23 protein-coding genes are annotated in these 12,612 nt (G+C 68.3%); 22 read left to right on the top strand and 1 reads right to left on the bottom strand.

Going from position 1 to position 12,612, the window contains the following annotated elements; translation table 11 throughout:
* Window positions 1-13 precede the first annotated feature (13 nt).
* The 17 genes from rplB (at window position 14) to rplO (ending at window position 7,771) form a co-directional block, all read left to right on the top strand.
* Window positions 14-850 (top strand): 50S ribosomal protein L2, encoded by an 837-nt coding sequence (gene rplB, locus Q5425_RS00245; protein WP_308669975.1) that lies wholly within the window; start codon window positions 14-16, stop codon window positions 848-850.
* Window positions 851-868: 18 nt separating this feature from the next.
* Window positions 869-1,150 carry a 30S ribosomal protein S19 gene (gene rpsS / locus Q5425_RS00240; RefSeq protein WP_003102083.1) on the top strand — a complete coding sequence of 94 codons (282 nt, stop codon included), beginning with the start codon at window positions 869-871 and terminating at the stop codon, window positions 1,148-1,150.
* Between the two features lie 31 nt (window positions 1,151-1,181).
* A complete protein-coding gene (gene rplV / locus Q5425_RS00235; protein WP_308669974.1) occupies window positions 1,182-1,601 on the top strand; it encodes a 50S ribosomal protein L22 in 420 nt (139 codons plus the stop codon).
* Complete coding sequence (gene rpsC, locus Q5425_RS00230; RefSeq protein ID WP_308669973.1) at window positions 1,601-2,434, top strand: 30S ribosomal protein S3; 834 nt, start codon at window positions 1,601-1,603, stop codon at window positions 2,432-2,434. The genes rplV and rpsC overlap by 1 nt, the downstream gene beginning before the upstream one ends.
* Before the next feature lie 3 nt (window positions 2,435-2,437).
* Entirely contained in the window at window positions 2,438-2,857 is a 420-nt protein-coding gene (gene rplP / locus Q5425_RS00225) for a 50S ribosomal protein L16 (RefSeq protein WP_004558864.1), read from the top strand.
* Entirely contained in the window at window positions 2,857-3,105 is a 249-nt protein-coding gene (gene rpmC, locus Q5425_RS00220; protein WP_013222608.1) for a 50S ribosomal protein L29, read from the top strand. Before rplP ends, rpmC begins: the two co-directional genes overlap by 1 nt.
* A complete protein-coding gene (gene rpsQ, locus Q5425_RS00215; RefSeq protein ID WP_043781942.1) occupies window positions 3,102-3,380 on the top strand; it encodes a 30S ribosomal protein S17 in 279 nt (92 codons plus the stop codon). Before rpmC ends, rpsQ begins: the two co-directional genes overlap by 4 nt.
* A gap of 90 nt (window positions 3,381-3,470) precedes the next feature.
* Window positions 3,471-3,839, top strand: coding sequence for a 50S ribosomal protein L14 (gene rplN / locus Q5425_RS00210; protein WP_004558867.1), 369 nt, complete (start codon window positions 3,471-3,473; stop codon window positions 3,837-3,839).
* Window positions 3,839-4,153: a 50S ribosomal protein L24 gene (rplX, locus tag Q5425_RS00205; protein ID WP_013222610.1), complete on the top strand. Its 315-nt coding sequence runs from the start codon at window positions 3,839-3,841 to the stop codon at window positions 4,151-4,153. The genes rplN and rplX overlap by 1 nt, the downstream gene beginning before the upstream one ends.
* Window positions 4,153-4,716, top strand: a complete 564-nt coding sequence (rplE, locus tag Q5425_RS00200; RefSeq protein WP_308669972.1) for a 50S ribosomal protein L5 — start codon at window positions 4,153-4,155, stop codon at window positions 4,714-4,716. Before rplX ends, rplE begins: the two co-directional genes overlap by 1 nt.
* Before the next feature lie 4 nt (window positions 4,717-4,720).
* Entirely contained in the window at window positions 4,721-4,906 is a 186-nt protein-coding gene (locus tag Q5425_RS00195) for a type Z 30S ribosomal protein S14 (protein ID WP_285988108.1), read from the top strand.
* A 194-nt stretch (window positions 4,907-5,100) separates the two neighbouring features.
* Entirely contained in the window at window positions 5,101-5,499 is a 399-nt protein-coding gene (gene rpsH, locus Q5425_RS00190) for a 30S ribosomal protein S8 (RefSeq protein WP_004558871.1), read from the top strand.
* 16 nt (window positions 5,500-5,515) lie between these two features.
* Window positions 5,516-6,055, top strand: a complete 540-nt coding sequence (gene rplF / locus Q5425_RS00185) for a 50S ribosomal protein L6 (protein WP_013222612.1) — start codon at window positions 5,516-5,518, stop codon at window positions 6,053-6,055.
* A 2-nt stretch (window positions 6,056-6,057) separates the two neighbouring features.
* The gene (gene rplR, locus Q5425_RS00180) at window positions 6,058-6,456 is read left to right on the top strand and encodes a 50S ribosomal protein L18 (RefSeq protein ID WP_308669971.1); all 399 of its coding nucleotides are present in this window, start codon (window positions 6,058-6,060) and stop codon (window positions 6,454-6,456) included.
* A 37-nt stretch (window positions 6,457-6,493) separates the two neighbouring features.
* The gene (rpsE, locus tag Q5425_RS00175; protein ID WP_093949028.1) at window positions 6,494-7,141 is read left to right on the top strand and encodes a 30S ribosomal protein S5; all 648 of its coding nucleotides are present in this window, start codon (window positions 6,494-6,496) and stop codon (window positions 7,139-7,141) included.
* Window position 7,142: 1 nt separating this feature from the next.
* The gene (gene rpmD, locus Q5425_RS00170; RefSeq protein WP_020662785.1) at window positions 7,143-7,328 is read left to right on the top strand and encodes a 50S ribosomal protein L30; all 186 of its coding nucleotides are present in this window, start codon (window positions 7,143-7,145) and stop codon (window positions 7,326-7,328) included.
* Entirely contained in the window at window positions 7,325-7,771 is a 447-nt protein-coding gene (gene rplO, locus Q5425_RS00165) for a 50S ribosomal protein L15 (RefSeq protein WP_308669970.1), read from the top strand. Before rpmD ends, rplO begins: the two co-directional genes overlap by 4 nt.
* A gap of 512 nt (window positions 7,772-8,283) precedes the next feature.
* On the opposite strand, the gene Q5425_RS00160 is transcribed toward rplO, so the two are convergent.
* Window positions 8,284-8,451, bottom strand: a complete 168-nt coding sequence (locus tag Q5425_RS00160; RefSeq protein ID WP_308669969.1) for a hypothetical protein — start codon at window positions 8,449-8,451, stop codon at window positions 8,284-8,286.
* Window positions 8,452-8,490: 39 nt separating this feature from the next.
* On the opposite strand from Q5425_RS00160, the gene Q5425_RS00155 reads away from it, so the two are divergent.
* The 5 genes from Q5425_RS00155 to map all read left to right on the top strand — a co-directional run bounded on the left by Q5425_RS00155 (window position 8,491) and on the right by map (window position 12,611).
* Entirely contained in the window at window positions 8,491-9,054 is a 564-nt protein-coding gene (locus Q5425_RS00155) for a hypothetical protein (RefSeq protein ID WP_308669968.1), read from the top strand.
* A 4-nt stretch (window positions 9,055-9,058) separates the two neighbouring features.
* Window positions 9,059-9,682 carry a LysE family translocator gene (locus Q5425_RS00150; RefSeq protein ID WP_308669967.1) on the top strand — a complete coding sequence of 208 codons (624 nt, stop codon included), beginning with the start codon at window positions 9,059-9,061 and terminating at the stop codon, window positions 9,680-9,682.
* 252 nt (window positions 9,683-9,934) lie between these two features.
* Window positions 9,935-11,239, top strand: a complete 1,305-nt coding sequence (gene secY, locus Q5425_RS00145) for a preprotein translocase subunit SecY (protein WP_308670278.1) — start codon at window positions 9,935-9,937, stop codon at window positions 11,237-11,239.
* The gene (locus Q5425_RS00140) at window positions 11,236-11,790 is read left to right on the top strand and encodes an adenylate kinase (RefSeq protein WP_308669966.1); all 555 of its coding nucleotides are present in this window, start codon (window positions 11,236-11,238) and stop codon (window positions 11,788-11,790) included. Before secY ends, Q5425_RS00140 begins: the two co-directional genes overlap by 4 nt.
* Window positions 11,791-11,834: 44 nt before the next feature.
* Complete coding sequence (gene map / locus Q5425_RS00135) at window positions 11,835-12,611, top strand: type I methionyl aminopeptidase (protein WP_308669965.1); 777 nt, start codon at window positions 11,835-11,837, stop codon at window positions 12,609-12,611.
* Window position 12,612: the final 1 nt, after the last annotated feature.

The raw sequence follows: 12,612 nt of genomic DNA, 5'->3' as shown, positions 1-12,612 counted from the left end.
GACTGAGCTGACAATGGGCATCCGCAAGTACAAGCCGACGACCCCGGGTCGTCGCGGTTCGAGCGTCTCGGACTTCGCCGAGATCACCCGCTCCACTCCGGAGAAGTCGCTGCTTCGTCCGCTGAGCGGTTCGGGCGGTCGCAACTCGTCCGGCAAGATCACCACCCGGCACAAGGGTGGCGGCCACAAGCGCGCTTACCGCGTCATCGACTTCCGTCGCAACGACAAGGACGGCATCCCCGCCAAGGTCGCGCACATCGAGTACGACCCCAACCGGTCCGCTCGCATCGCGCTGCTGCACTACGCCGACGGCGAGAAGCGCTACATCATCGCGCCGGAGAAGCTGAAGCAGGGCGACACCATCGAGAACGGCCCCCGGGCCGACATCAAGCCGGGCAACAACCTGCCGCTGCGCAACATCCCGGTCGGCACCGTGATCCACGCGATCGAGCTCCGCCCCGGCGGCGGCGCGAAGATGGCGCGGTCCGCGGGCGCGAAGGTGCAGCTCGTCGCCAAGGACGGTCCGTACGCCCAGCTGCGTCTCCCCTCGGGCGAGATCCGCAACGTGGACGTGCGCAACCGCGCCACGGTCGGCGAGGTCGGCAACTCCGAGCACGCCAACATCAACTGGGGCAAGGCCGGCCGCAACCGCTGGCGCGGCAAGCGCCCCACGGTCCGTGGTGTCGTCATGAACCCGGTCGACCACCCGCACGGTGGTGGTGAGGGTAAGACCTCCGGTGGTCGCCACCCGGTCAACCCGAACGGTAAGCCCGAGGGCCGCACGCGTCGCCGCAAGGCGTCCGACGCCCTCATCGTCCGCCGCCGGCGTACCGGCAAGAACAAGCGCTGAGCAGGGAGGTAGAACCAAATGCCACGTAGCCTCAAAAAGGGCCCGTTCGTGGACGACCACCTGCTCAAGAAGGTGGACGCGCTGAACGAATCGGGCAAGAAGACCGTGATCAAGACTTGGTCGCGGCGGTCCACGATCATCCCGGATTTCCTGGGTCACACGATCGCGGTGCACGACGGCCGCAAGCACGTCCCGGTGTTCGTCACCGAGGCGATGGTGGGTCACAAGCTGGGCGAGTTCGCCCCGACGCGGACCTTCAAGGGCCACATCAAGGACGACCGCAAGTCGCGCCGCCGCTGAGCGGGCACGAAACCAGACAGAGGAAGTAGCGATGAACGCCCAGAACGACGCGACGACCGAGGCTGAACTGCCTACGGCGTACGCGCGGGCTCGCTTCGTCCGGGACTCGCCGACCAAGGTGCGCCGGGTGATCGAGCTCATCAAGGGACGTAGCGCCGCCGACGCTTTGGCCGTGCTCCGGTTCGCCCCGCAGGCGGCCAGTGAGCCGGTCGCGAAGGTGCTCGCCAGCGCTGTGGCCAACGCCGAGAACAACCTTCAGCTGGACCCGGACACCCTCTGGGTCAAGAACGCGTACGCCGACGAGGGCCCCACCCTCAAGCGCATCCGCCCGCGGGCCCAGGGCCGCGCGTACCGGATCCGCAAGCGGACCAGCCACATCACCGTCGAGGTGGAGTCGCGTCCGGCCGTCGCGCAGAAGGCTCAGAGCAAGAAGAAGGCAGGTGGCCGGTAGTGGGCCAGAAAATCAACCCGCACGGTTTCCGCCTGGGTATCACCACGGACTGGAAGTCGCGCTGGTACGCCGACAAGCAGTACGCCGAGTACGTGGCCGAGGACGTCAAGATCCGCAAGCTGCTGGCGACGGGCATGGAGCGCGCCGGCATCTCCAAGGTCGAGATCGAGCGCACCCGTGACCGCGTCCGCGTGGACATCCACACCGCCCGGCCGGGCATCGTCATCGGCCGCCGCGGCGCGGAGGCCGACCGGATCCGCGGCGCGCTGGAGAAGCTGACCAAGAAGCAGGTCCAGCTGAACATCCTCGAGGTCAAGAACCCCGAGGCCGACGCCCAGCTCGTCGCCCAGGCGGTCGCGGAGCAGCTCTCCAACCGCGTGGCGTTCCGCCGCGCGATGCGGAAGGCGATCCAGACCTCCATGCGCTCGCCGCAGGTCAAGGGCATCCGCGTGCAGTGCGGCGGTCGTCTCGGCGGTGCCGAGATGTCCCGCTCCGAGCACTACCGCGATGGCCGGGTCCCGCTGCACACGCTGCGCGCCGACATCGACTACGGCTTCTTCGAGGCCAAGACGACGTTCGGGCGCATCGGCGTCAAGGTGTGGATCTACAAGGGTGAGCTCGTCGGTGGCCTGAAGGCTCGCGAGGCTCGCGACGCCGCCGAGCGCGCGCCGCGCGGCGGTCGCGACCGTGACCGCAGCGACCGGCCGTCCCGTCCGCGTCGTTCGGGCGCCTCGGGCACGACCGCCACCTCGACCGAAGCCGGTCGCGCCGCCGCTGCCGCCACGACCGAGGCGGCCCCGGCCACCGAGACCGCAGAAAAGACGGAGGGCTGAGACGTGCTCATCCCGCGCAGGGTCAAGCACCGGAAGCAGCACTCCCCGAAGCGCCACGGCGCCGCCAAGGGTGGCACGAAGGTCAGCTTCGGCGAGTACGGCATCCAGGCGCTTGAGCACAGCTACGTGACGAACCGGCAGATCGAGTCCGCTCGTATCGCCATGACCCGTCACATCAAGCGTGGTGGCAAGGTGTGGACGACCATCTACCCGGACCGCCCGCTGACCAAGAAGCCGGCCGAGACCCGCATGGGTTCCGGTAAGGGTTCGCCCGAGTGGTGGATCGCCAACGTGAAGCCGGGCCGCGTGATGTTCGAGATCTCGTTCCCGAACGAGGAGACGGCTCGCGAGGCGCTGCGCCGCGCGATCCACAAGCTGCCCATGAAGTGCCGCATCGTGACCCGTGAAGGTGGTGAGTTCTGATGGCTAACGCAGGTGCCGCACAGGCATCGGAGCTGCGTGAGCTCACCGCGGAAGAGCTCGTCCTGCGTCTGAAGGAATACAAGGAGGAGCTGTTCAACCTCCGCTTCCAGATGGCGACCGGGCAGCTCGACAACAACCGCCGTCTGCGCACCGTCCGCACGGACATCGCGCGGATCTACACGGTCATGCGCGAGCGCGAACTCGGCCTGTCCGTTGCCCCCGACGCCGAGAGTGAAGGTGCCGCATGAGCGAGCCCACCACCGAGACGCCGGCCCGGAACGACCGCAAGGTCCGCGAGGGCTACGTCGTCTCGGACAAGATGAACAAGACGATCGTGGTCGAGCTCGAGGACCGCAAGAAGCACCCCCGCTACTCGAAGGTCGTCCGCAGCACCTCCAAGGTGAAGGTGCACGACGAGAACAACGAGGCGGGCGTGGGCGACCGGGTCACCCTGATGGAGACCCGCCCGCTGTCGGCGACGAAGCGGTGGCGCCTGGTGCAGATCGTGGAGAAGGCCAAGTAAGCAGGGCTCTTCGGAGTCTTTAGTTCCGCAAGGCTCGCCAATGTGGACCTCACAAGCGGGCGAGAACCGGCGCGACATACAGGAGTTGACGTGATCCAGCAGGAGTCGCGGCTTCGGGTAGCCGACAACACGGGTGCGAAGGAAATCCTCTGCATCCGCGTTCTCGGTGGCTCCGGGCGGCGCTACGCCGGCATCGGCGACATCATCGTCGCCACCGTGAAGGACGCCATCCCGGCTGCCGGGGTGAAGAAGGGCGACGTCGTCAAGGCTGTCATCGTCCGCACGGTCAAGGAGCGCCGTCGTCCGGACGGTTCCTACATCCGGTTCGACGAGAACGCCGCCGTGCTCATCAAGAACGACAACGAGCCCCGCGGCACCCGCATCTTCGGTCCGGTGGGCCGCGAGCTGCGCGACCGAAAGTTCATGAAGATCATTTCGCTCGCGCCGGAGGTGCTGTGATGAAGGTGAAGAAGGGCGACACGGTCGTCGTCATCGCCGGCAAGGACAAGGGCGCCAAGGGCAAGGTCATCCAGGCTTACCCCGAGCGCGAGCGCGTGCTGGTCGAAGGCGTGAACCGGATCAAGAAGCACACGCGGATCAGCCAGACCCAGCGCGGTGCGCAGTCCGGCGGCATCGTCACGCAGGAGGCGCCCATCCACGTCTCGAACGTGATGGTCGTCGACTCGGACGGCAAGCCGGCCCGGGTGGGTTACCGCATCGGCGAGGACGGCAAGAAGGTCCGGATCTCGCGCCGGAACGGTAAGGACATCTGATGACCACCGCAGAGAAGACCTCTCCGCGCCTCAAGGTGCGGTACCGCGAGGAAATCAAGGGCCAGCTGCAGGCTGAGTTCTCCTTCGCCAACGTCCACCAGATCCCGGGCGTGACGAAGGTCGTCGTGAACATGGGCGTCGGCGACGCCGCCCGCGACAGCAAGCTGATCGACGGCGCGGTCAAGGACCTCGCCCTGATCACCGGCCAGAAGCCGGAGGTCCGGAAGGCCCGCAAGTCCATCGCGCAGTTCAAGCTGCGCGAGGGGCAGCCGATCGGCGCGCGCGTCACGCTGCGCGGCGACCGGATGTGGGAGTTCCTCGACCGGCTGCTGACCATCGCGCTGCCGCGTATCCGCGACTTCCGCGGGCTTTCGCCGAAGCAGTTCGACGGCCACGGCAACTACACCTTCGGTCTCAACGAGCAGTCGATGTTCCACGAGATCGACCCCGACTCCATCGACCGCCCGCGCGGCATGGACGTCACCGTCGTCACCACCGCCACGAACGACGACGAGGGCCGGGCGCTGCTGCGCAAGCTCGGCTTCCCGTTCAAGGAGAACTGAGCCCATGGCCAAGAAAGCCCTGGTCCACAAGGCCTCGAAGAAGCCGAAGTTCGCCGTGCGCGCCTACACCCGCTGCCAGCGGTGCGGCCGTCCGCACGCCGTGTTCCGCAAGTTCGGGCTCTGCCGGATCTGCCTTCGCGAGATGGCGCACGCGGGCGAGCTGCCCGGCGTCCGCAAGTCCAGCTGGTAAGAGCTTCCAGTTGCCAATTCGGCCGCGGAAGAAGGCGGAACGTTTCCGGAAGCCAGCGAGCTCACCGGCAGCTTCCGCCGTGACTGCCGGCCGGATTGGCAAACATTAGATGCAGAACTCCCACTTCGCCACAGGCCCCGCCGTCCGTGTTCCGGACGGCGGGGAACCAGGGCGAGAAAGGTTGACAGGTCACCATGACGATGACCGACCCCATCGCAGACTTCTTGACGCGTCTGCGTAACGCGAACTCGGCGTACCACGACGAGGTCAAGCTCCCGCACTCGAAGCTCAAGGCGAACATCGCCGAGATCCTCAAGCGCGAGGGTTACATCGCGGGTTACCACGACGAGCCGGGCGAGAAGCACAAGAACCTCGTCGTCGAGCTCAAGTACGGCCCCAACCGTGAGCGGAGCATCGCCGGCCTGCGGCGCGTCTCCAAGCCCGGTCTGCGGGTCTACGCAAAATCGACCGAACTGCCGTCCGTGCTCGGCGGTCTGGGCATCGCGATCATTTCGACCTCCGGTGGTCTGCAGACCGACCGGCAGGCCAAGCGCAACAGCGTGGGCGGCGAAGTCCTCGCCTACGTCTGGTAAGGGAAGGGGAACAGGCATGTCACGCATCGGAAAGCTGCCGGTCGCCGTCCCTTCCGGGGTCGAGGTGACCATCGACGGTCAGCAGATCAAGGTCAAGGGCCCCAAGGGCACCCTGGAGCACACCGTCGCCGAGCCGATCACCGTCGAGCGCGACGAGGACGGCACGCTGCTGGTCAAGCGCCCGGACGACGAGCGCACCAGCAAGGCGCTGCACGGGCTCACCCGCACGCTGGTGAACAACCTCGTCGTCGGCGTCACCGCCGGCTACGAGAAGAAGATGGAAATCCACGGCGTGGGTTACCGCGTGCAGGCCAAGGGGTCGGACCTCGAGTTCGCTCTCGGCTACTCGCACCCGGTCAAGATCGAGGCCCCGGAGGGCATCACCTTCAAGGTGGAGACCCCGACCCGGTTCTCGGTCTCGGGCATCGACAAGCAGAAGGTCGGCCAGATCTCGGCCGTCATCCGCAAGCTGCGTCGTCCGGACCCGTACAAGGGCAAGGGCCTGCGCTACGAGGGTGAGAAGATCCGCCGCAAGGTCGGAAAGACGGGTAAGTGATCATGAGCGACACGACTACGAAGCGCAAGCCGGTGGGCACGGACATCTCGACCCGCCGCCGCGTCGCGAAGGCCCGTCGGCACTTCCGGCTCCGCAAGAAGGTCTCGGGCACCGAACAGCGTCCGCGCCTGGTTGTCAAGCGGTCCTCGCGGCACATCGCCGTGCAGGTGATCGACGACCTCGCCGGCCACACGCTGGCGTCGGCGTCCACCCTCGAGGCGGACGTCCGGTCGGTCGACGGCGACAAGAAGGCCAAGGCCGCCAAGGTCGGGGAACTCGTCGCCGCGCGGGCCAAGAGTGCCGGGATCTCGGCTGTGGTGTTCGACCGTGGGGGCAACGCCTACCACGGCCGCATCGCCGCGCTCGCCGACGCCGCCCGTGAGGCGGGGTTGGAGTTCTGAGTATGACGGAGTTGCAGAAGCACGGAGAGGAAGCCTGATGCCGGGACGTACACGGCAATTCGGCGGCGGACAGGGCGGACCCGGCGGGCAGGGCGGCAACGACCGCAATGAACGTCGCGGTGGCGGCCGGGACCGGCGCGACAGCGGCCGTGGCGGGGCCGGCCAGGACAAGACCCCGCACCTCGAGAAGGTCGTGACGATCAACCGCGTCGCCAAGGTCGTCAAGGGTGGTCGTCGCTTCAGCTTCACCGCCCTGGTGGTCGTCGGCGACGGCGACGGTCAGGTCGGCGTCGGCTACGGCAAGGCCAAGGAAGTTCCCGCGGCGATCGCCAAGGGCGTCGAGGAAGCGAAGAAGAACTTCTTCCGCGTCCCGCGCATCGGTGGCACCATCCCCCACCCGATCACGGGTGAGGCGTCCGCCGGTGTCGTGCTGCTCCGCCCGGCGTCCGCCGGTACCGGCGTCATCGCCGGTGGCCCGGTGCGCGCGGTGCTGGAGTGCGCGGGTGTCCACGACGTGCTGTCGAAGTCGCTCGGCTCCGACAACGCGATCAACATCGTGCACGCGACCGTGGCGGCCCTGAAGGGCCTGCAGCGTCCCGAAGAGGTGGCGGCCCGCCGTGGCCTGCCGCTCGAGGACGTCGCGCCGGCTCGGATGATGCGCCAGCGCGCGGGCCAGGTGGTCTGACATGGCACAGCTCAAGGTCACCCAGGTCAAGAGCAAGATCGGCACGAAGCACGCTCACCGCGAGTCGCTGCGCACCCTCGGGCTGCGCAAGATCCGCCAGAGCGTCGTGCGTGAAGACAGCCCCCAGGTGCGCGGCCTGATCCACACCGTCCGCCACCTGGTGGAGGTCGAGGAGGTCAAGGCATGACGGCCATCAAGATCCACCACCTGCGCCCGGCTCCGGGCGCCAAGCGCGACAAGATGCGCGTGGGCCGTGGTGAAGGTTCGAAGGGCAAGACGGCCGGTCGCGGTACGAAGGGCACCAAGGCCCGGAAGAACGTGCCGGCCCGGTTCGAGGGTGGGCAGATGCCCATCCAGATGCGGCTCCCGAAGCTGCGCGGCTTCAAGAACCGCTTCCGCACCGAGTACCAGCCGGTGAACGTGGGCGACATCGCCCGCGTCTTCCCGGACGGCGGCACGATCGGCGCCGAGGAACTCGTCAAGGGCGGTCTGGTCCGCAAGGGCAAGCTGGTGAAGGTCCTCGGCAACGGCGACGTGAACGGCGTCAAGCTGAACGTCACCGCCGACGCGTTCTCCGGTTCGGCCAAGGAGAAGCTCGAAGCGGCCGGTGGCTCCGCCACCACCAACTGAGCTCGTTCTACGTTCGAAGGCCCGTCTGGCTCCGCCAGGCGGGCCTTCGGCGTTGCGGGGCTGCCGCCGGACTGACCGGATGGTTCCTTGCCGGGACGCGAATCCGGACGGAGGATCACAGGGTGGACAGACCGTCGCAGGAGCCAGCACCCCCACCCGGCGGTGCGGAGTCACCGCTGAACTTCCCGGTGGAGGCCCCCCGGCCCGCGGAAGATCGGGTGGCGTCGCCGTTCAGCTTCCCGGTGGAGGCGCCTCGGGCGGCGGACGCCGGCTCGGGGGAGTCGCCCCTCGACTTCCCGGTCGAAGCTCCGCGGCACCCGGACATCGGGCCGCCTTCCGTCGCGGAATCCTTCACGGCGGAAGATTTCCGGCCCATCGGCTTGGGGACACCGCCCACCGTGGAGCCCTTCTCGTCGGAGGGCTTCCGACCGGCCGGCGCGGGGACGCCTCCGACTGCGGAGCCCTTCTCGTCGGAGGGCTTCCGACCGGCCGGCGCCGGGACGCCTCCCACCTCAGAGCCCTTCCCCGCCGAAGCGCGCCGGTCCGAGGACGCAGCGCCGCTGCCGTACCCCGTCGCCGAACTGCCGGGCATAACCGCCGGGCCGCCACACCAGCCCGGCCAACCCCACCAGCCCGGCCCGCCCCAGAACCCGGCTCCCGAGCCACCCCCTGCAGCCCATCCCGCCCTCCTGCGCTTCCTCCCGCCCAGCCTCACCGCCGTGGCCGCTCTGATGGCTCTCACCGGCTCTTTCCTCCCCCTGTTCCGGCTCCAGCAGCACCTCGGCGTCGCGCGGGGCTACCCCTTCGAGTCGAGCCTGTCCCTCACCGAAACGGCTTGGGGCAGCACCATGGAGCTGCCCGGGCAGGCGCCCGTCGACCAGGCGGGCTCGCCCGTGGGGGTGCCGGTGCTCATCGCCGTCGTCGTGCTGGTCGTTGCCGCCCTGGCCGGCTTCTCCCGGGCGGGGCGCGGGGCCGGCCGGTGGCTGATCGCCGGTGGGGCCGTCTTCACCGCCGGGGTCGTCGCCACCGTGGGCATGAGCGGCATCGGGCTTTCCGCCGTGGGTGACGGCCTCGACCTGGAGGTCACCATCGCGCCGGGCATGTGGCTCCTGATCGCCGGCGCGCTGCTGGCCGCGGCCGCGGCCGTCGTGGCGCACCTGCCGTTCCGGAAACCCTGGGCCGATCCGGCCCTCGCCTACGCCGACACCCCGACGCCGCCCTCCGGGGTCGCCATCACCGTCCTGCCGCCGGACGACGAAACCCCGCGGCCGCCGCTACCGTAGACGTGTGTCGTGGCTGCTGGTCTTCTTCGGGGCGTCCGTGTTGATCGCGCTTACGCCAGGGGCGAACAACCTGCTCGGCCTCCACCACGGGATGACGCACGGTGTTCGCCGCGGCCTCGCCGGGCTGGGCGGCAGGCTGGCCGCTTTCACCCTGTTGATCGCCGCCGTCGCGGCCGGGCTGGGGCAGCTGCTGGCCGCGTCCGAGACCGCGCTCACGATCATCAAGTGGGCCGGTGCCGGCTACCTGCTCTACCTCGGGCTACGCCTGCTCCGGTCCACCTTCCGGGGTAACGCGGACGCCGTCGAACTGCCCACCGAACCGGCCTCCGCTTGGCGTGTGACGCGCAAGGAGTTCGGTGTCGCGATCACCAACCCGAAGGCGATCCTGATCTTCACCGCCTTCGTCCCGCAGTTCATCGACGCAGCTCACGGGCCCTTTCCGGCGCAGATCGCGCTGCTGGGCGCGGTCTACCTGCTGGCCGAGTTCCTGGCCGGTTCGGTCTACGTCGGTCTCGGCGCCGCGGTGCAGTCGGTCAAGCTGTCCCGGCGGACCCGGCGCAACGTCGACCGCGGCACCGGCGCGGTCCTCGTCGGCTTGGCCGGAGTGCTCGCCGCGTCGAACGCTTGATCCACATCTGTCAAGGAATTCGGCCAAGACGGCGATGTCGATCAACCCGCCGGAGCAACCTTGGTACGGAAAACGCACACGGACTGCGGACACGCCCTGTGAAGCTGTTAGAGTCGGCGACACGCTTCGGGACGAGTGTGCCCCGAAGCGTTCCTGGCTTGCGTGCCAGTGGTGATGTGTGTTCCCGCCGGCTTCGTGCCGGCCAAGCCGATCGTCGGTAGGACAGCCGACGACGCCGAGGAGGTTCCCCGCGTGTTCAGCGCCTTCCGCTCGGCTCTCGCGACGCCGGATCTACGCAAGAAGATCCTGTTCACGCTAGCCATCGTCGCGGTGTACCGAATCGGTGCGACGATCCCGGCCCCCGGGATCTCGTATTCTGCCGTCCAGGCGTGCAGCACCCAGTCTCCGGAAGGCGTCTACGCGCTGCTGAGCCTGTTGAGCGGTGGCGCGTTCCTGCAGCTGTCGCTCTTCTCGACCGGCATCATGCCGTACATCACGGCGAGCATCATCGTCCAGCTGCTCACCGTGGTCATCCCACGGTTCGAGGAGCTGAAGAAGGAAGGGCAGTCCGGTCAGAGCAAGCTGACGCAGTACACCCGGTACCTGACGATCGCGCTGGCGATCCTGCAGGCCACCGGGGTCGTCGCGCTCGCGGACCGCAAGCAGCTCTTCCCCGACTGCGACTCGGCGATCATCCCGGACAACAGCATCTACTCGCTGTCGCTCATCGTGATCACGATGACCGCGGGTACCGCCGTCATGATGTGGCTGGGCGAGCTGATCACCGAGCGCGGTATCGGCAACGGCATGTCCGTCCTGATCTTCCTGAACATCGCGGCGCGCATCCCGGCCGAGGGCGGCAACATCCTCAGCAACGGCGGTGGCCTCGCGCTGACGATGATCTGCGTGTTCGGCCTCGTGATCATCGCGAGCGTCATCTTCGTCGAGCAGGGCCAGCGCCGGATCCCGGTGCAGTACGCCAAGCGCATGATCGGCCGCCGGATGTACGGCGGCACGTCGACCTACCTGCCGATCAAGGTCAACCAGGCCGGTGTCATCCCGGTCATCTTCGCGTCGTCCCTGCTCTACCTGCCGGACCTGATCAGCCGGCTGATCGGCAACCAGAACGAAAACTCCTGGTGGAAGTCCTTCATCCAGAACTACGTGGTGAACCAGGGCAACTGGGTCCACATCGCGCTGTACTTCGGCCTGATCATCTTCTTCACGTACTTCTACATCACGATCACGTTCAACGTGGACGAGCGTGCGGAAGAGATGAAGAAGTTCGGCGGCTTCATCCCGGGCATCCGCCCCGGCCGCCCGACCGCCGAATACCTGAGCTTCGTGCTCGGCCGCATCACCCTGCCGGGCTCGCTGTACCTGGGCATCGTGGCCATCCTCCCGAACTTCTTCCTGTCGCTCACCGGTAGCGGGAACAACCAGAACTTCCCGTTCGGCGGTACGTCTGTGCTGATCATGGTCGGTGTCGGCCTCGACACCGTGAAGCAGATCGAAAGCCAGCTGATGCAGCGCAACTACGAAGGGTTCTTGAAGTGACGCGCCTGGTTCTGGTGGGCCCGCCAGGTGCGGGCAAGGGCACCCAGGCGGTGGCCCTGTCCGAGCAGCTGCGCGTCCCGCACATCTCCACCGGTGACCTGTTCCGCGCGCACGTCGGCCAGGAGACCCCGCTGGGCCAGGAGGCGAAGCGCTACCTGGACTCGGGCGAGCTCGTGCCCGACTCGGTGACCAACGAAATGGTCCGCGAGCGGCTCGCCGAGCCGGACGCGAAGGTCGGTTTCCTGCTCGACGGCTTTCCCCGCAACACCAAGCAGGCCGAGGTCCTCGGCGAGATCCTGGGCGACGCGGACGTCACGCTCGACGCCGTGATCCAGCTGCAGGTCCCGGAGGACATCGTCGTCGGGCGGCTCATGTCGCGCGGCCGCGCGGACGACACCGAAGACGTCATCCGCCGCCGTCAGCAGATCTACGTGTCGGACACCGCGCCGCTGCTGGAGTACTACGCCGACATCCTGGTGACCGTCGACGGCGTCGGCAGTGTCGAGGAGATCTCCGGCCGGGTGCTGAAAGCGCTGCGCGACCGCACGTGAACCTCGGAGGATTGCGTGTTCTGCAAGTGCTCCGCCGTGGGCGCATGATCGAAGTCAAGACCCCTGACGAGCTGCAGGCGATGCGGGCCGCGGGCCTCGTCGTCGCCCGCACGCTCGCCGCGGTCCGCGCCGCGGCGAAGCCGGGCGTCAGCACCGCCGAGCTCGACGAGCTGGCGGAGCAGACGATCCGGGACGCCGGCGCGGTGCCGTCGTTCAAGGGCTACCACGGTTTCCCGGCCTCGATCTGCGCGTCGGTCAACGAGCAGATCGTGCACGGCATCCCGGCGACGACCCAGGTGCTGGCCGACGGCGACATCATCTCCGTCGACTGCGGCGCCATCCTCGACGGCTGGCACGGCGACTCCGCCGTGACGCTGGCCATCGGCAAGGTCTCCGACGCCGACCTCGCGCTGTCCGCGGCGACCGAGGCGGCGATGTGGGCCGGCATCGAGGCGGTCAGCGCCGGCGGCCGGCTCACCGACATCTCCTACGCCGTCCAGTCCGCCGCCGAACGCGCGGGCCGCGACGACGGCGTCGAGTACGGGATGATCGTCGAGTACGGCGGCCACGGCATCGGCCGCCAGATGCACATGGACCCCTTCCTGCCGAACGTCGGCAAGCCGGGCAAGGGCCCGCGGCTGAAGCCCGGCATGGCGCTGGCGATCGAGCCGATGCTGACCGGCGGCGGCGGCGAGACCCGCGAGCTGGACGACGGCTGGACGGTCGTCACGGCCGACGGTTCCCGCGCGGCCCACTGGGAGCACACGGTGGCGATCACCGAAGACGGTCCCTGGGTGCTCACCGCGGCCGAAGACGCCTGAC

Origin of the sequence: Amycolatopsis sp. A133 (genome assembly GCF_031082405.1) — a bacterium.
In the GTDB taxonomy this organism is placed as follows: domain Bacteria; phylum Actinomycetota; class Actinomycetes; order Mycobacteriales; family Pseudonocardiaceae; genus Amycolatopsis.
The sequence above is the reverse complement of the archived record's forward strand: the minus strand, read 5'-3'. Positions and strand labels throughout refer to the sequence as shown.